The 15,941-nt window shown below is 62.7% G+C and carries 19 protein-coding genes; 13 read left to right on the plus strand and 6 right to left on the minus strand.

Features of this window, described 5'->3' with window-relative positions; genetic code table 11:
* The first annotated feature begins 138 nt into the window (after positions 1-138).
* The 7 genes from tolQ to K7R21_RS11810 all read left to right on the plus strand — a co-directional run bounded on the left by tolQ (position 139) and on the right by K7R21_RS11810 (position 5,130).
* Positions 139-813, plus strand: a complete 675-nt coding sequence (gene tolQ / locus K7R21_RS11780; protein ID WP_224983516.1) for a protein TolQ — start codon at positions 139-141, stop codon at positions 811-813.
* Positions 814-816: 3 nt separating this feature from the next.
* The gene (gene tolR, locus K7R21_RS11785) at positions 817-1,236 is read left to right on the plus strand and encodes a protein TolR (RefSeq protein WP_183350443.1); all 420 of its coding nucleotides are present in this window, start codon (positions 817-819) and stop codon (positions 1,234-1,236) included.
* Positions 1,233-1,991, plus strand: a complete 759-nt coding sequence (locus K7R21_RS11790) for an energy transducer TonB (RefSeq protein WP_224983517.1) — start codon at positions 1,233-1,235, stop codon at positions 1,989-1,991. Before tolR ends, K7R21_RS11790 begins: the two co-directional genes overlap by 4 nt.
* 5 nt (positions 1,992-1,996) lie before the next feature.
* Entirely contained in the window at positions 1,997-3,214 is a 1,218-nt protein-coding gene (gene tolB / locus K7R21_RS11795) for a Tol-Pal system beta propeller repeat protein TolB (protein WP_224984892.1), read from the plus strand.
* Positions 3,215-3,331: 117 nt separating this feature from the next.
* Positions 3,332-3,922: a peptidoglycan-associated lipoprotein Pal gene (gene pal / locus K7R21_RS11800; protein ID WP_224983518.1), complete on the plus strand. Its 591-nt coding sequence runs from the start codon at positions 3,332-3,334 to the stop codon at positions 3,920-3,922.
* 71 nt (positions 3,923-3,993) lie between these two features.
* A complete protein-coding gene (gene ybgF, locus K7R21_RS11805) occupies positions 3,994-4,845 on the plus strand; it encodes a tol-pal system protein YbgF (protein WP_224983519.1) in 852 nt (283 codons plus the stop codon).
* A 96-nt stretch (positions 4,846-4,941) separates the two neighbouring features.
* Positions 4,942-5,130, plus strand: a complete 189-nt coding sequence (locus K7R21_RS11810; protein WP_224983520.1) for a hypothetical protein — start codon at positions 4,942-4,944, stop codon at positions 5,128-5,130.
* 72 nt (positions 5,131-5,202) lie between these two features.
* Here K7R21_RS11810 and K7R21_RS11815 read toward each other — a convergent pair whose 3' ends face one another.
* Positions 5,203-5,622 (minus strand): hypothetical protein, encoded by a 420-nt coding sequence (locus tag K7R21_RS11815; RefSeq protein WP_224983521.1) that lies wholly within the window; start codon positions 5,620-5,622, stop codon positions 5,203-5,205.
* 107 nt (positions 5,623-5,729) lie between these two features.
* Complete coding sequence (tatB, locus tag K7R21_RS11820) at positions 5,730-6,065, minus strand: Sec-independent protein translocase protein TatB (protein ID WP_224983522.1); 336 nt, start codon at positions 6,063-6,065, stop codon at positions 5,730-5,732.
* 199 nt (positions 6,066-6,264) lie between these two features.
* Here tatB and nadA point away from each other — a divergent pair, with 199 nt between their 5' ends.
* From nadA to K7R21_RS11840, 4 genes are all read left to right on the plus strand, one after another.
* Positions 6,265-7,179 carry a quinolinate synthase NadA gene (gene nadA / locus K7R21_RS11825; protein ID WP_224983523.1) on the plus strand — a complete coding sequence of 305 codons (915 nt, stop codon included), beginning with the start codon at positions 6,265-6,267 and terminating at the stop codon, positions 7,177-7,179.
* Between the two features lie 55 nt (positions 7,180-7,234).
* A complete protein-coding gene (locus K7R21_RS11830) occupies positions 7,235-7,798 on the plus strand; it encodes a gamma carbonic anhydrase family protein (protein WP_224983524.1) in 564 nt (187 codons plus the stop codon).
* A 229-nt stretch (positions 7,799-8,027) separates the two neighbouring features.
* Positions 8,028-8,693, plus strand: a complete 666-nt coding sequence (locus K7R21_RS11835) for an endonuclease III domain-containing protein (RefSeq protein ID WP_224983525.1) — start codon at positions 8,028-8,030, stop codon at positions 8,691-8,693.
* Positions 8,694-8,705: 12 nt separating this feature from the next.
* Positions 8,706-9,917, plus strand: a complete 1,212-nt coding sequence (locus tag K7R21_RS11840) for a TraB/GumN family protein (protein WP_224983526.1) — start codon at positions 8,706-8,708, stop codon at positions 9,915-9,917.
* On the opposite strand, the gene K7R21_RS11845 is transcribed toward K7R21_RS11840, so the two are convergent.
* The 3 genes from K7R21_RS11845 to rsmB form a co-directional block, all read right to left on the minus strand.
* Positions 9,914-10,453, minus strand: a complete 540-nt coding sequence (locus K7R21_RS11845) for an NUDIX hydrolase (protein WP_224983527.1) — start codon at positions 10,451-10,453, stop codon at positions 9,914-9,916. The genes K7R21_RS11840 and K7R21_RS11845 overlap by 4 nt on opposite strands.
* An 89-nt stretch (positions 10,454-10,542) precedes the next feature.
* The gene (rpe, locus tag K7R21_RS11850) at positions 10,543-11,208 is read right to left on the minus strand and encodes a ribulose-phosphate 3-epimerase (RefSeq protein WP_224983528.1); all 666 of its coding nucleotides are present in this window, start codon (positions 11,206-11,208) and stop codon (positions 10,543-10,545) included.
* 8 nt (positions 11,209-11,216) lie between these two features.
* The gene (gene rsmB, locus K7R21_RS11855) at positions 11,217-12,566 is read right to left on the minus strand and encodes a 16S rRNA (cytosine(967)-C(5))-methyltransferase RsmB (protein WP_224983529.1); all 1,350 of its coding nucleotides are present in this window, start codon (positions 12,564-12,566) and stop codon (positions 11,217-11,219) included.
* A gap of 152 nt (positions 12,567-12,718) precedes the next feature.
* On the opposite strand from rsmB, the gene K7R21_RS11860 reads away from it, so the two are divergent.
* Positions 12,719-13,279 (plus strand): thioredoxin fold domain-containing protein, encoded by a 561-nt coding sequence (locus tag K7R21_RS11860; protein ID WP_224983530.1) that lies wholly within the window; start codon positions 12,719-12,721, stop codon positions 13,277-13,279.
* 117 nt (positions 13,280-13,396) lie between these two features.
* Positions 13,397-14,827: a cardiolipin synthase gene (gene cls, locus K7R21_RS11865; RefSeq protein WP_224983531.1), complete on the plus strand. Its 1,431-nt coding sequence runs from the start codon at positions 13,397-13,399 to the stop codon at positions 14,825-14,827.
* Here the strand turns inward: cls and K7R21_RS11870 are convergent.
* Entirely contained in the window at positions 14,726-15,928 is a 1,203-nt protein-coding gene (locus tag K7R21_RS11870) for a GGDEF domain-containing protein (protein WP_224983532.1), read from the minus strand. The two genes, cls and K7R21_RS11870, sit on opposite strands and share 102 nt — an antisense overlap.
* Positions 15,929-15,941 lie beyond the last annotated feature (13 nt).

Genomic DNA, 15,941 nt, shown 5'->3' on the forward strand with positions numbered 1-15,941 from the left:
CTTTGCGCCTTGGCGCCTTTGCGTTAAATTTCCGGGGTTCGCGCGCCAGCGCCGTACGGCACGTGTTTCCTGTTGACTTCCCCAATGGTTCAGCATATTTTTTCAGTTTGATTTCCATCTAACCGCGGAGGGTGTTACGTGGGCATGCTTGCTTCGACCGGCCTGGTCGTAAAACTGGTACTTTTGCTGTTGCTCTATTTCTCGGTGGTATCCTGGGGCATCATCTTCTACAAGCTGCTGCAGGTGTACCGCGCCAATGGCGCCTCTGAGCGCTTCCTGGAATTCTTCTGGAAAGCAAAGCGCTTCGACGCCATCAACTCGCAACTGGACCGCTTCGAGCACTCCCCCCTCACCGTCTTGTTCCAGGAGGGCTACGGTGAGCTCCGGAAACTGCAGGAAAAGGTCGAGGAGAAGGCTGACCCGAACATCGTCAGTACCGACCTGGGCGGGATCGACAACATCGCCCGCGCCCTGCGCCGCGCCACCACCATCGAGATCACCCGCCTGGAGAAATACCTGACCTTCCTGGCCACCACCGGCGCCACCGCACCGTTCGTCGGCCTCTTCGGCACCGTCTGGGGCATCATGACCGCCTTCGAGAAGATCGGCCAGAGCGGCTCCGCATCCCTGGCAGTCGTAGCCCCGGGCATCGCCGAGGCGCTGATCGCCACCGCCATCGGCTTGGTCGCCGCGATCCCGGCGGTTATGGGCTACAACCACTTCCAGCACAAGATCAAGGTGCTCATCTCCGAGATGGACAGCTTCTCCACCGAATTCCTCAACATCGTACAGCGTAACTTCGCGGGGAGATAAGCCATGGAGTTCGGCAACAGGGATAACGGCGATCGCGGCACCATGTCGCAGATAAACGTCACGCCTCTGGTCGACGTCATGCTGGTGCTCTTGATCATCTTCATGGTCACCGCGCCGATGATGCAGCAGGGGGTTCAGGTTAACCTCCCGAAGGCGGACACCAAGGCGCTGGCGCCCAAGGAGGACACCCTGGTGGTCTCCGTGGAGCAGTCTGGCAAGACCTTCATCAACTCGACCGAGGTACCGGCCGACCAACTCAAAGATAAACTGACCACCATGCTGGCCGGCCGCGAGAAGCGCGAGGTATTCCTCAAGGCGGACCAGGCGGTTCCCTACGGCGACGTAGTCCGGGTCATGGCCCAGATCAAGGGAGCCGGTGTGGAGCGCCTGGGCATGGTGACGGAGTCCCCGCAACGCCGATGAAAACCGCGTTCACGCGCAACTACCCGGGGCCGGGGGGGATGATGGCGTTCTCCCTCGCCTGCCACCTGGTCGTATTCCTGATCATCGCGAACTGGCACTTCCTCCCTGAGTTCCATCGGGACGAAAACCCGGTCACCTACGTTGACATGGTGACGCTGCCGGTCGCTGCGCCGCAAAGTGGCATGCCGCAAGCGCCGGCGCCGGCCGAGGCCAAGGCTCCCGCCGCGCCGCCCCCAGCCCCCCCGGCTCCTGCCAAGCCGGCCATGGCGCTGCCGACCAAGCCCGCAGCCAAGACGCCGCCCCAAAAATCCCAGGCCAAAAGCGAGCAGCAGCAGAAAGAGGCCGAGGACAAGGCTTTCAACGATCGGATGGCCAAGCTGCAGCAAAAGGCCGAGGACCGCCGCCAGGCCGCGGTGCTGGATGCCCTCAAGAAAAGAGGAAGCACCCGCACCGGGATGCCCGGGGCAACCGGGAACCAGGCGGGGAGCGATTATTCTTCGTACCTACAGTCCCGGCTCAGGGACGCTCTCAAGCAGGTCATCGCCACGCAGACCAAGGCGCCGCAGGTGATCGCCACCATCACGGTCTCTCCTGATGGGAGCATCGACTACCGAGTGGAAAAGGGATCAGGAGATCCGTTCTTCGACGAGGCCGTGCAAAGGGCGGTCGCGCTGGCGGGCAAGACACTGGTGCCGCCGCCCAACCGCACCCAGTACAAACGCGTGTTTCGCTTCATGCCTGAAGGGGTGAAATAGATATGATGAGAATCCTTCTTATTTTGCTGTTACTGGTCCTCGGTCCACAGGGCTTCGCGGCGGAGAGCTACCTCGACGTCACCGCCCCAACCTCCGGGAAAATGAAGCTGGCCATCGGGGCCACCACGGCACTCTCCGGGTCCGTTCCCGGTGACGTGGCGCGTGAGCTCCCCGAACTGTTCGGCTTCGACCTCGGCATCGCCGGCCCCTTCGAGATCGCCCCCAGCGAGGCTGCAGGCGCGCTGCTCTTAAAGAGCGCCTACAGTGTGCAGGGGGAGACGGCCATCCTGGAATGCCGCCTGGTGGACCAGGTGCTGAACCGGGAACTCATCGCCAAGCGCTACAGCGGCCGCGTGAAGGATCTGCGCCGCATGGGTCACGCCTTCTCCGACGAGGTGCTGCGCGTGCTGACCGGCGCCAAGGGCCCGTTCACCGGCAAGATCGCCTACGTATCCAAGGCCTCCGGCAACAAGGAGATCTTCATCATGGATTACGACGGGCACAACCCGCAGCGGCTCACCAACAACGGCTCGATCAACCTCTACCCCGACTTCGCCCCCTCGGGCAAGGAGATCATCTACACCTCCTATAAGAAGGGGAATCCGGATCTGTACCGCCGCGAGTTGTTCACCGGCCAGGAGGCGCGCCTCTCCTCCAGGAGCGGCCTGAATGCCATGGGCGTCTTCTCCCCCGACGGCAACAAGATCGCCCTGGTCCTCTCCAAGGACGGCAACTCGGAGATCTACCAGATGAGCCGGGACGGCAAGAACCTGGTGCGGCTCACCAACAGCCACGCCATCGACGTCTCCCCCGCATGGTCTCCCGACGGCTCCAGGATCGCCTTCGTCTCCGACCGGCTGGGCAAGCCGCAGCTCTTCGTGATGGACGCCAACGGCAGCAACGTCAGGCGGCTCACCACCAACGGCGCCTACAACGTCACCCCGCGCTGGTCTCCCAAGGGTGACCGCATCGTCTACGCGCGCAAAGAGGGTGGATTCCAGATCTACGCCATCAACCCGGACGGCTCCGGCGACACCCAGCTCACCAGCGTGGGGAACAACGAACATCCCCGCTACTCCCCCGACGGCCGTTTCATCGTTTTCAGCTCCACCCGCGACGGCGGCGAAGGGCTGTACCTGATGCGCGCCGACGGCAGCGGCCAGACCAGGATCTCCCCGGACCGGGCGCAGAATACCCACCCGACCTGGTCGGTGAACTGGTAAAGACGGGAGCATTACCGTTGCCTAACCTGAAAAAGGTGGGTATACTTTCAGTCGTTTTTTTGTAAGGGGCATCGGCAGCAGCGGTGCCCATATTCCATAGATGAAAAGGAGTGGGGAATGCGCAAGAATATCGCCGGATGCCTGGTTGTTCTCTGCATGGGAGCTTTGGTAGCGGGAGGCTGCGCCAAGAAAGACATGGTCAAGCCCGAGGAGGCAGCTCCGTCGGTCACGGCCCCCGCCCCCGAAGCAGCTAAGCCGTCCAAGGAAACCACGACGCCCAAGGCGCCGGTCACCGAGCAGACCCCGGTGCGCGAGCCGGTGGTGGCACAGGAGCCGGTACGCGAGACGCCCAAGGCGACGACGGGGGACCTGCAGGGGCAGTTGCAGAAGATCTACTTCAACTTCGACTCTTCCGACCTCTCCGAGGACTCGCGCAACATCCTGACCCGGAACGCCGAGTACCTGAGCAAGCAGCCGTCTATCAAGATCCGCATCGAGGGTAACTGCGACGAGCGCGGTTCCGACGACTACAACATGGCGCTGGGCGAGAGAAGGGCCAAGGCAGCCAAGGATTACCTGGTCAACCTGGGCATCTCCTCCGAGCGCATCAGCATCATCAGCTACGGCGAAGAGAAACCGGTCGATGCCGGCCACGACGAGGCGGCCTGGGCCAAGAACAGAAGGGACGAATTCGTCGTTGTGAAGTGACGAGTGCCACGCAGCTCAAAGGAGCCTACGGGCTCCTTTTTTTATCGACCGGCCTTAAAGGAGGTTTTGTCATGAGGTTTACGAGGGGGGCGCTGGGAGCGCTGGTTCTGCTCACGTTTTTCGGCTGTGCCAGCCAGAGCGACCTGGAGTCGGTGCGCCGCGATAACGATGAGATCAAGAACCGCCTCTTCACACTGGACCGGGGTCTGAACGAGGTCCGCGGCGAGGTGAAAGAAGGGGTGGAGAAATCGCTGGCCGGTTACCGGCAGAGCCTTGAGGCGCTGCAGGCGGACATGGCCGGATATCAGAAGGACATGGCGTCCATCCGTAAGGGTGGCGCGGACCTGCAGGCGACCCTGGAGAGTGCCAGGGTGGATATGCAGCTTCTGACCGGCAAGGTGGACGACGTGCGCATCCTGGCGCAGAAACCGGCCGACGACGTCGCCCTTCTTAAGGAAGATCTGAACAAGAGGCTGGCCGCGCTGGAAGCGCGCATGACCAAGCTGGAGAAGGGGATCGAGGAGCAGCAGGCCAAGGCGCAAGCGGCCCTCAAATCCCCCGAGGCGCTCTACCAGCAGGGGCAGGATGCCTTGAAAGCGGGACAGGGGGCGAAAGCCCGCGAGTACTTCGCCAGCTTCCTTGTGCAGTACCCCAAGCACCCCCTGGCCGCCAACGCCCAGTACTGGATCGGCGAGAGCTACTACCAGGAAAAGAACTACGAGCAGGCGGTGCTGGAGTTCCAGGAAGTGATCAAGAACTACCCGGGCAAGGAGAAGGCTCCGGCCGCCATGCTGAAACAGGGCATGGCCTTCAGGGAACTGGGTGACAACAAGAGCGCCGCCTACATCCTGAAGAAGCTGGTTGACGAGCACCCGAAGTCAGAAGAGGCGAAGATCGCCAGAGACAAGTTCAAGATCAAGTAGCTGTAAGCTACTGACTGATTACCGGAAGGCCCTCCTGCCAGAGCGGGAGGGCCTTCCCGTTTGCGGCTGCGGCCGCCACGGAAAAAGGAGAGCACCATGTTCCTCGCCAGAGACAAGAACAACGACCTGTACCTTTTCGACAAACTCCCGGTGAAGGGGAACGAATGCTGGTGGGCTGAGACGGGGGTGGACGGCACCTACCTGAAGCTGGACAAGTCGCTCTACCCGGAGATTACCTGGGAGAGTGACCCGGTCCCGGCCGAGTTGGTGCTGGCGCAGAAATAGAGAGCATGGGTGGGGAGAGCTGAGTTAGGCTTCTTCGGGGTGTAGGGGCGAACAATCATTCGCCCGCCTTGCCTACATGGGGCGAAAATCGGGCTTGATGTTCTCGGGGGTATAACTCTGGGCCACGGCCCATCCCTTGCCCGGCACCAGTCTCGGTTCCAGCCGGCAGGCGATGTAGCCGATCAGGTTGGCGGGTTCGGGGAGGTCCGAGGCGATGGTCACTACGCGAAAGCCGACGAATTCCCCCTCTTCCGGGTACCCCGGCGCCCCCTTCAGTGTGCAGCTCCAAAGCTGCAACGGCCGCTCAGGGGAGGCCAGGCGGACCAGGAAGGTGCGCTCGCCGTCCCGGTTCAGGCCGCCCGATTCCTCTACCAGTGCCGGAACCAGCCCGCCGATGAGCGGCGTGTAGCCAATGGAGCAGGCGTGGGCAAAGGCGGCGGCGCTGTCGGGGAACTTCAGTTCCTCTTTGTTTTTCCTGAACCAGTTGAACATGGCGTCACCTGTGCCCACTCAGGACCGATCATCACATAATGCAGCGTGCGGGTAAGAAAAAAGGCGGGGTGACCCCGCCTTTTTCGCGTCCGGATATCCGGCGAAAACTAGGCCTTCTTCTCGCCTTCCGCGGCGGCCGCGGTGGCCGGTACCGGCTCGGCAGCGACGGTGGTGCCTTCGACCTTGGCTTTGAGCTCCTCGGCCTCGCGCACCTTCTCCTCCTCGGCCTTCTTCTTGGCCTCGGCCAGCTTGGCCAGGTGCTCCTTCTCTTCTTCGGTCCTGCTGTCAGCCTCGATGGTCTGCTTGAAGTCATCGGTGGCCTTCTTGAACTCCGCCAACCCCTTCCCGAGCGACTTCGCCAGGTCCGGCAGCTTCTGCGGGCCGATGACGATGAGTGCTATGACCAAAATGATGACCAGTTCAGGCATCCCGATTCCGAACATACTATTTACCTCGCTTGGTATGCGTTCAAACACGCGTTTGTCATACAAAAAGTCCAGAAAATAATAGAGGTTTTACCGACAGGTGTCAAGCTTGCAAAGGTAGGACCTTAATTGGTTTGACATGATCCCGAACATTGTCTAAGATCGGTCCTGTTTACCATATATTTCAAATGAGAACGACAGTTTGGTGGTGACAGACATGACGCAGGACTCTTTAAAAGCCAACATTAAAGCGCTGCTCAAGGAGCGCAAAGCAGTGCTCCTGGCGCACAACTACATGCGCGACGAAGTGCAGGAGATCGCTGACATAACCGGTGACTCGCTAGCTCTTTCCATTGAGGCGGCCAAGACTGACGCCGAGGTGATCGTCTTCTGCGGCGTCCATTTCATGGCCGAATCGGCCTCGATCCTGGCACCGGAGAAGACCGTACTGCTCCCCCGCCTGGACGCGGGGTGCCCCATGGCCGACATGGTCTCGGCCGATGAGTTGAAGCAGCTCAAGGCTAAACTGCCCGGTGTGCCGGTGGTGACCTACGTGAATTCCTCCGCCGCGGTCAAGGCCGAGAGCGACATCTGCTGCACCTCCGCCAATGCCCTCAAGGTGGTCCAGTCCATGAGCGAGCAGGAGATCATCTTCGCTCCGGACAAGAACCTGGGGAGCTATGTGGCCCGCTTCACCGACAAGAAGTTCCACCTCTGGGAAGGGTACTGCCCCACCCACGAGAGGCTCCGGCCCGAGGTGGTCAAGGAACTGAAGGAGCAGAATCCGGGCGCGCCTTTCGTCTGCCACCCGGAGTGCAATCCGGCCGTCGTGGCACTCGCCGACCACGTCTGCTCCACCACCGGCATGTACGACTACTGTAATAAGAGCGACGCCAAACGCTTCATCATCGGCACCGAGGCGGGCATCCTCTGGAGGCTCAAGCGCGAGAACCCGGACAAGGAGTTCATCCTCGCCTCCCCCGCCCTCATCTGTCCCAACATGAAACTCACCTCGCTGGAAGACGTGCACGAGGCGCTCACCAGCATGACCCCGGTGGTCAAGGTCCCCGAAGAGGTCCGCATCCCCGCCAAGCGCGCCCTGGACCGGATGCTCGCCATCCCGAGGGACTAAAAGCAGGGGGCAGGGACTAGGGGCTGGTAGAACCTTTCTTTCGCAAGGAGCACGTATGATCCGATCCTTCAAAGGCATGCATCCCAAGATCGACCCATCCGCCTTCATCGCGGAGGGGGCTGTGGTCATCGGCGATGTGACCATCGGCAAGGAAGCAAGCATCTGGTACAACTGCGTGGTGCGCGGCGACGTGAACTCGATTAGCATCGGCGACCGGACCAACATCCAGGACCTCTCCATGCTGCACGTGACCCACAAGAAACACGCCGAAGACCCGGGCGCCCCTCTCATCATCGGTAACGACGTCACCGTCGGGCACAGCGTCACCCTGCACGGCTGCACCATCGAGGACGGCGCCTTCATCGGCATGCAGGCCATGATCATGGACAAGGCCGTGGTCGGCAAGGGGGCCCTGGTCGGCGCTCGCGCCCTGGTTACCGAGGGGACCGTCATCCCCCCCGGCACCCTCTGGGTCGGCGCGCCCGCCAAGTACAAGCGGGACCTGACCGAAAACGAGATTGCCTGGCTGGGACGCTCAGCCGGGAACTACGTCCGGTATTCGAGGGAGTTCCTGGAAGATGAGGCCTCCCTGGCGCAGGACCTCAATAACACCCCATAGGACTCTCTTCAAAGCTCACGTTGCCCACAAGGGCCGGCTCTTTCCAGCCGGCCCTTTTTACTGCCCACAGGCAAATTCCCCCTGCGAGTACGCGCTTCCCAGCCCCCTACCCTCTCCCCCGGCTCCTCTGCGCAACAACCTCTGGACACCGAGGGCGCAATGCTGCTACCGTAGCCACGTTGACCGCCGGCACTAACGCCTGCGTCACTTCCCCGGCCCGGAGCATCTATTGGCAGCAAACGACCCGCAAACCCGCCTGCTCGAAATTTTCGACTCCCTGTACCGGCGCTACGGCGCCCTCAACTGGTGGCCCGCCGATACCCCGTTCGAGGTCTGCATCGGGGCCATCCTGACCCAGAACACCAACTGGATCAACGTCGAGAAGGCCATAGTCAACCTGAAGCGGGAAGGGCTCATCTCGGTGCAAGCGATCCACGAAATTCCGCAGGAGCGCCTCGCTGACCTGATCCGCCCCTCCGGCTTCTTCAACGTGAAGAGCGTACGCTTGAAGGGATTTGTCGAGTGGTTCTTGCGCCGCCACGGCAGCCTGGACGCCATGTTCGCCGGCAGTTGGCAGGCGCTGCGCGACGAACTGATCAGGGTCCCCGGCATCGGTCCCGAGACCTGCGACTCCATCCTCCTCTACGCAGGCGGCAAACCATCCTTCGTGGTAGACGCCTACACCAGGCGCCTCTTTTCCCGGCTGGGCCTGGTCAGTGATAAGGACGACTACCACCGGGTGCGCGCCCTGTTCATGGGACACCTGCCGCCCGAGGTCCCGCTGTTCAACGAGTACCACGCCCTGATCGTCGAGCAGTGCAAGCGCCACTGCCGCAAGAAACCTTCCTGTGACGGCTGCCCGCTTGCCCCGGCCTGCTGCTACGCGACTCCTTAACCTACGGACACCATGAAAAAATTCGCCAACGTCTTTTTGATCCTTTTCTTCGCCGACGGCTTCCTCTCCGTTTTGGATGAGCTCTCCTCACTGGTTGCCCCGGTTGCGCCGCTCACCTTGTTCAGGATCCAGGTCGCCAACTCGTTGCTGCTCCTGGCCATCCCCCTCTACTTCTTCCTGGGCATCGACCGGCGCCTCCCAAAAAATCTCTTCATCCCGCTGATCGCGTTCCTGTTCGTCTGTCCCCTTGCGGCCTGGGCGTTCCCGGTGCTGAGCGAGTCCAAGCTTTACCCGCTGGCCATGTCGTTCGTGCAGCTCTGCGTCCCACCGCTTATGATCGCGCGCTACCGTGACGCCAAGGATCCGGGGCTGACGCTGCCCGCATGGCGCTTCGAGGGGCCCTTCTTCGGGGCGCGGAACACGCTGGTCTTCACCGGCGTCAACGTCGTGGTCCTGCCCGTGCTGCTCGCCACGCTGACCCTGTTCTTTGCCGACGCCTGGGCGCTCGGCAACACGGCCGGCTTCATCAGGGTGACGCCGCGCGGGCTTTACCTGACCGAGCGGGTGTACCGCAAAGGGAACCAGACGCTTCGGCTCACCGGCATGGTGCACGTAGGGGAGAAGGGATATTACGAAGACGTGGCACGGGTACCGGGCAAGGGGCAGACAGTTGTGCTGGCGGAAGGGGTGACCGACAAGAAACAGGTGCTGCGGCACCATTTCGACTATCGAGGTGTGGCGAGCTTCCTCGGGCTTGCCTCGCAGGACAAAATGCTCTTTTCAGGGAAGCTGATCGATCAGAAGGGGCTGCAGGCGCCGCCCAAGCCGGCGACGGGGGACCAGCCGGACATCCTGGTGGCGGACACCGACCTGAGCACCTTCCGTCCGGAGACGCTGCGTTTTCTGGACCAAGTGGGCAAGGAGCTCAAGAAGAGCCCGTCCTTTGTGGAAGCAGCGCTCAACCTGAACCGCTGGGCGGAGCAGAACGTCACCCCCCAGATGCAGGAGGTGATCATGGATGACATCCTGACCCGGCGCAACGAGGTGCTGCTCGGCTATCTCGACGAGGCGCTCAAGAAGTACGACACCGTCGTCATTCCGTGGGGTGCGCTGCACATGAAAGGGATCGAGGCGGGAGTGCTGAAGCGGGGCTTCGTGCTGCAAAAGGATCAGCAGCGGCTGGCCATCGACCTGAAGAGGATGTTAGTGGCTAAAGCCCGCTAAAACTGCTCCGACTCCTCGCCCGCCTGCTCCACTCCCCAGAACACGTCCAGGAAGTTCTTCAGTATCCGCGCGGTCAGACCCCAGATCTCGTCATCCCCGTAGAGGTAGAAGTACATCGGGTAGTTCTTGATCCCCTTGTGATCCCAGTACTCGACGCGGTACACGCCCGGCTTGGAGAAGTGCGCCAGGGGCACCTCGATCAGGCGCTCGATCTCGGCGTCGTTGACGGTGAGAGTGTAGTTTTCCGGGAAGATACCGACCACGGGGGTGACCAGGTAGTTGTGGATGGAGTGGCAGTCGTCCAGTTCGCCGAGAATCTCGACGTCGGAGGGGACGATGCCGACCTCCTCCCACGCCTCGCGGGTGGCGGTGTCGGCGCTGTCGCGGTCGCTTTCCTCGCAGCGCCCGCCAGGGAAGGAGATCTCGCCGCTATGGTGGGTGAGGTGGGTGGTGCGCTTGGTGAAGAGGATGTGGTACTCCCCGTTCTTCAAAAACAGGGGGAGCAGGACGGCGGCGGGAACCGGCCCCGCTTCCATGGGGACGCGCCGGCGCGCGGCGAGAGAGGCCTTCAGCCTCTCCCTGATCGCGGCCGGAGACCCCGGCCGTTCCTGCCCGTGCTCGGCTATCAGAGCACCGGCTCCTTGGCCCGCCGCTTAAGCTCCGCGATGGTGGCGGCGTAGTCGGGGGAATTGAAGACCGCGCTGCCGGCAACGAAGACGTCGGCGCCGGCATGGGCGATGCGGGCGATGTTGTCGGTCTTCACCCCGCCGTCCACCTCGAGCTCAGCCTCCACGCCCCTACGGTCCATGGTGGCGCGCAGCGTCTGGATCTTCGGGATGCAGGCCTCGATGAAGGACTGGCCGCCGAAGCCCGGGTTAACCGTCATCAGCAGGATCAGGTCCAGCTCCTCCATGACGTAGTCGAGCACGTTGAGCGGGGTCGCCGGGTTGAGCGACACGCCCGCCTTCTTGCCGAAGGACTTGATCAACTGGATGGTGCGGTGCAGGTGGTTGGTCGCTTCCGCATGGACCACGATGATGTCGCTCCCCGCCTTGGCGAAGTCCGGGATGTAGCGGTCCGGGTCAACGATCATCAGGTGCACATCGAGCGGCAGTGTGGTCGCCCTACGCGCGGCCTCCACGATCAGCGGGCCGATGGTGATGTTGGGGACGAACTGGCCGTCCATGACGTCGATGTGGACATAGTCGGCGCCGGCGGTCTCGATGGCCTTGATTTCCTCGCCCAGACGCGCGAAGTCGGCGGAAAGTATGGAAGGTGCGATCTTTTTCATGGCTTCTCCTACTTGATTTTCTTGAGGCGGGCGGCGAAAAAGCCGTCCATGCCGTCGCGGTGCGGCCAGCTCCTGAAGAAGCCGCGCTCGGTGAACAGCGGCGCGAACTGGGGGAAGAGCGTGCGCAGGTCCTCGGCGACGAACTCGGGGTGCTCGCGCAGGAAGGTGTCGATAACGTACTCGTTCTCCTGCACGCTGGTGGAGCAGGTGGCGTAGAGGAGGATCCCCTCCTTCTCCAGGTACTTGCAGAGGTTCTCCAGAATGGTGACCTGGGTGCGGGCCTGCGGCAGCAAGTCATCCGGGGACTTGCTCCACTTCCCTTCCGGGTTGCGCCGGATCACGCCGAGCCCCGAGCAGGGGGCGTCGACCAGGATGCGCTGGAAGGTGACCTCCTTGATGGCCGGGGAAGGCGCCGTGGCGTCCATGGTGAAGGTGCGCACCGAGGTGATGCCGAGCCGGTCGCAGGTTTCCTTGATCAGTCTTAGCTTCTTGTGGTTCACGTCGCAGGCATAGATCTCGCCGGAGTTCCCCATGAGCTGCGCGATCTGGGTGGTCTTGCCGCCCGGGGCCGCGCAGGCGTCCAGCACCCGGTCACCCTTTGCCGGCGCCAGGAACAGGGGCGCCAGCTGCGAGGACTCGTCCTGCACGGTGAAAAGGCCGTCGCGGAACGAGGGAAGCCGTGAAATGAGCCCGGACTGGTTCAGCCGGATGCCGTCGGGGGACCAGCGGGTCTCGCTGCAGTTAACCCCCTCCTCGGCCAGGCGCGCCATGAGCGCCTCGCGGGAGGCGCGCAGGGTGTTGACCCGGATGGTGAACGGGGGCGGCTCTGACATGGCGGTGGCCAGTTCCTCGGCCCCGTCCACACCCAGTTGGTCGCACCACTGCCTGGTGAGCCAGGCGGGATGGGAGTAGCGTACCGCCAGGTAGCCGGCGGGGTTCTCGGTGCGGTCCGGGTAGCTGATATTGTCGCGGTTGCGGTCGGCGTTTCTCAGGATGGCGTTGATAAAGCCGGAGGCGCGCGGCGCGAGTTCCTTGGCGAGCTTCACGGTCTCGTTCACCGCAGCCGAAACCGGGACGCGGTCCAGAAAGAAGCACTGGTACAGCCCAAGGCGCAGCAGGAGCAGCACGTAGAGCTCGAGCTTGTCGGTTCTCTGCTTGGAAAACTGCCCGATGATGTGGTCCAGGGTCCCCTGCCGGCGCAGCACACCGTACACCAGTTCGGTAAGCAGGCCGCGGTCAGCCCCCTTGATCATGTCCTTGGACAGTTCGTGGTCTATCAGGATGTCTGCGAAGGACTTCTCTTTTTCGATGCGGAGCAGGATCTCAAAGGCGGCGCGGCGCGGGTTTTTGCTGGACAAAATACTTCCTTTCAGGCGTGAGTGTCTGGGCTGGGCCGGATTCATTATATGCATTTTGCCCAAAACTGCAAGCGGTTAGGGGACTTGACACAGGAAATCCAAAGGCTACCCTTTAGCGTGGGTTTAATGATAACCGGGAGGAGGGTTTAACCATGATACCTTGGGAAACCGACATGGGCAAAGCGCTGGCTCGGGCGAAGGCTGAACAGAAGACCGTCTTGCTGGAATTCTTTAGCCCGCAATGTATCGGCTGCAAACAGATGGAGGAGGTCACCTTCGCCGACGAGGACGTGGTCAACTTCATCGCGGACCGCGTCATCCCGGTAAGGGTCCCGGTTTCCTCCACCACCCAGACCGGCGATTTCCGCATCTCATGGACCCCGACCCTGATCACCCTCGACCTGTACGGGCGCGAGCACCAGCGCACGGTCGGCTACCTCCCCCCCGACGAGATCGTCGGCTCGGTGCTGCTGGGGATGGCCAAGGCGAGCCTGGACAACGGCCAGTACAACGAGGCGGTGATCCAGTTGACGACCCTTTTGAACGGCTGTCCGAAGTGCGCGGCGGCGCCCGAGGCGGTCTACCTGCGCGGCGTGGCCCGCTTCAGTTCGAGCCACGACCCCGCGGCGCTGAAGGACATCTACCAGCAGCTCTCCAAGGAGTACCCGGACAGCGACTGGACCAAGAGGGCCCAGCCCTTCACGCTGCTTTGATCGCCGCGCTACGCATCAGTTGCCAGTTCAACCGGAGGGCGGCTGCCATGCCGCCCTCTTTTTACATGCTATGACGGCCTTTGCGCCGAATGCTTTGCTGACGACAGGCTGACCCCTATGGCACACGTGCTGGACCACATCTTCACTACTCTTCTTCTGGTCTCCCTGACCTCGCTGGCCATCCTTTCCGCCGGCCACGCGCTGATCAACAAGCGCGACCCGCGCTCGGCACTGGGGTGGATCCTCACCTGCCTCGCCATCCCGTTCTTCGGCCCCATCTTCTACTGGGGCATGGGGGTGAACCGGATCTACAGCCGCGCCAAGCGCTGGCACCGGGAAGCCGGCCCCGCCCCTGTCCTTCCCCAGCCGCCGGCAGACCTCCTCCCCACCAAGCTCCCGGGAGAACTCGCCTACCTGCGGGAGTTACGCAACCTTTCCGAGCGCGTGGTGAGCACAAGGCTTTTGCCGGGTAACCACCTGATCCCCCTCGAGGACGGCGAGGAAGCCTACCCCGCCATGCTCGCCGCCATCGACGCGGCGCAATCCTCGGTGCACCTCTCGACCTACATCTTCGACGGCGACGAGACCGGGAAACGCTTCATCAGGTCACTGACGCGGGCTGCGAACCGGGGAGTGGAGGTGCGGGTCATCGTGGACAGCCTGGGGGAGAAGTACTCGGTACCGACGGCGTGGGAGCTGCTGAAGGGGTCGAAGGTTGAATTCATGCGGTTTCTCCCCCTGCGGCCGGGGGGGTACCTGAACCTGCGCAACCACCGCAAGATCATGGTGGTGGACGGGACCATTGGCTTTACCGGCGGAATGAACATCGGCAGCAGGCACATGGTGACGGGGCCGCCACCGGTGGTCAAGGACCTGCACTTCCAGGTGACCGGGCCGGTGGTGGCCGACCTGCAGCGAACCTTCCTGGAGGACTGGCACTTCGCCAAGGGGAAACAGCTCACCGACGCACGCTACTTCCCAGAGCTGACTGGAACCGGAACCGCTTTCGTGCGGGCGGTCAGCGACGGCCCGGACAAGGAATTCAGGAAGCTGAACTGGATCATCCTGGGCGCGCTCTCCTGCGCCAGGCGCACGGTCACCATCGTCACCCCCTACTTCATCCCGGACCGGCCGCTGATCTCGGCCCTGATCACCGCCGCCCTGCGCGGCGTCGAGATCACCCTGGTGCTCCCCGAGGTGAACAATCTCCCCTACCTGCAGTGGGCCAGCAACTCGTACCTGTGGGAGCTGCTGCAACAGGGGGTGCGCATCTACGCCCAGCCAGCCCCCTTCGTGCACAGCAAGTTCATGGTGATCGATCGCAGCTGGAGCCTGATCGGCAGCGCCAACCTCGATCCCAGGAGCCTCAGGCTCAACTTCGAATTCAACCTCGAGGTTTACGACCTGAACTTCGCCGCCCAGCTCGAGGGTCACTGCCAGGCCATCCTACCGCTCTCTCGTGAGATCACCCTTGCGGAGATGGACGCTCGATCGCTTCCCGTCAAGCTGCGGGACGCCGCTGCCAAGCTTTTCTCCCCGTACCTTTAGCTGCTCCCGTCCCCCCGTTCGCTCCCGCGCCCCCGCGTGTTCTTGCTCCTCCGCGTGCTCAGCATCCGTTTCCGCCAGTGACACCCGGTTCTTGCCCAGGCGCTTGCTGCGATACATGGCCAGGTCCGCCTGCTTCACCACGCTCTTCAGGTCGTCACCATCCCAGGGATAGGAGGCGATACCCGCCGAAAGGGTGCAGTCGATCAGGTCGCCATCGTAACTGAAAGGACAGGAACTCATGGCGCGGACGATGCGCTCAACGGCCGGGAGAATCTGCTCCTTGTCGTGATCGGCAAACAGGATGATGAATTCGTCCCCACCGAAGCGCGCGGCGATGTCACTCTCCCGGATGTTGGAACGGACCACCTGCGCGGTCCACTTGATCAGCTCCGTCCCCGCCAGGTGGCCGTAGCGGTCGTTGATCTGCTTCAGGTTGTCGGCGTCCAGCATACAGATGGCGAAGGGGGTCTGGTAGCGGCGCGCCAGTCGCTCCTGCTGCAGGGCAAGCGCCTCGAAACTGCGCATGTTGTTGAGTTCAGTTAGATCGTCGGTGAGCGACAGGTGCTCCACCTCGGCGCGGGCGGCCTCGGTCTCCCCGGCCAGGATGGCGCCGACATGGGCAATCAGGATGAAGGGGAAGACGCGGATCAGGTACCCTGGGACTTGGCTCCAAAGCGGTGGGGACTCACCAGCTGCCAGCAGCGAATAGGAGGCGACGGCCAGCCCGGCCATGAGGTAGGTGATGCGCCTCCCCAGCGTGAGCGAGGTCGCCATCAGGACCAGGTAGATGGCCGAGATGAAGGGGCTGTCGGTCCTGCCAGTAAACCAGCAGACGGCCAGCAGGTAGACCAGGAGCAGCACCAGCTCCAGCGAGGCCTTGAGCTGGCCATTGGGGAGCAGCCCCCGCGTGATGAGCAGGGAGATCGCCAGGACGAGCGAAGCAACAGCCACCCACACGGCGCCGGGATGCGGCAGGGGAACCAGGTAGATGTCGAGCAGCACCAGCCCGACCAGGAGTGACGCGATCACTCCCAACACCCGGTTATGGCCGGCGAATCTCTCGCCGACCTGCGCAGTTACCCATCCCTTTGCCTCTATCATCCCGCCGCCTCGT

This window comes from Geomonas agri, from assembly GCF_020179605.1.
In the GTDB taxonomy this organism is placed as follows: Bacteria; Desulfobacterota; Desulfuromonadia; order Geobacterales; family Geobacteraceae; genus Geomonas; species Geomonas agri.

Excerpts from the sequence above, each read along its gene's own strand:
- tolR (WP_183350443.1), top strand. The coding sequence starts at position 817 with ATGGAGTTCGGCAACAGGGATAACGGCGATCGCGGCACCATGTCGCAG.
- K7R21_RS11790 (WP_224983517.1), top strand. The coding sequence starts at position 1,233 with ATGAAAACCGCGTTCACGCGCAACTACCCGGGGCCGGGGGGGATGATG.
- tolB (WP_224984892.1), top strand. The coding sequence starts at position 1,997 with ATGAGAATCCTTCTTATTTTGCTGTTACTGGTCCTCGGTCCACAGGGC.
- pal (WP_224983518.1), top strand. The coding sequence starts at position 3,332 with ATGCGCAAGAATATCGCCGGATGCCTGGTTGTTCTCTGCATGGGAGCT.
- ybgF (WP_224983519.1), top strand. The coding sequence starts at position 3,994 with ATGAGGTTTACGAGGGGGGCGCTGGGAGCGCTGGTTCTGCTCACGTTT.
- K7R21_RS11810 (WP_224983520.1), top strand. The coding sequence starts at position 4,942 with ATGTTCCTCGCCAGAGACAAGAACAACGACCTGTACCTTTTCGACAAA.
- K7R21_RS11815 (WP_224983521.1), bottom strand. The coding sequence starts at position 5,622 with ATGTTCAACTGGTTCAGGAAAAACAAAGAGGAACTGAAGTTCCCCGAC.
- tatB (WP_224983522.1), bottom strand. The coding sequence starts at position 6,065 with ATGTTCGGAATCGGGATGCCTGAACTGGTCATCATTTTGGTCATAGCA.
- nadA (WP_224983523.1), top strand. The coding sequence starts at position 6,265 with ATGACGCAGGACTCTTTAAAAGCCAACATTAAAGCGCTGCTCAAGGAG.
- K7R21_RS11830 (WP_224983524.1), top strand. The coding sequence starts at position 7,235 with ATGATCCGATCCTTCAAAGGCATGCATCCCAAGATCGACCCATCCGCC.
- K7R21_RS11840 (WP_224983526.1), top strand. The coding sequence starts at position 8,706 with ATGAAAAAATTCGCCAACGTCTTTTTGATCCTTTTCTTCGCCGACGGC.
- K7R21_RS11845 (WP_224983527.1), bottom strand. The coding sequence starts at position 10,453 with ATGGAAGCGGGGCCGGTTCCCGCCGCCGTCCTGCTCCCCCTGTTTTTG.
- rpe (WP_224983528.1), bottom strand. The coding sequence starts at position 11,208 with ATGAAAAAGATCGCACCTTCCATACTTTCCGCCGACTTCGCGCGTCTG.
- K7R21_RS11860 (WP_224983530.1), top strand. The coding sequence starts at position 12,719 with ATGATACCTTGGGAAACCGACATGGGCAAAGCGCTGGCTCGGGCGAAG.
- cls (WP_224983531.1), top strand. The coding sequence starts at position 13,397 with ATGGCACACGTGCTGGACCACATCTTCACTACTCTTCTTCTGGTCTCC.
- K7R21_RS11870 (WP_224983532.1), bottom strand. The coding sequence starts at position 15,928 with ATGATAGAGGCAAAGGGATGGGTAACTGCGCAGGTCGGCGAGAGATTC.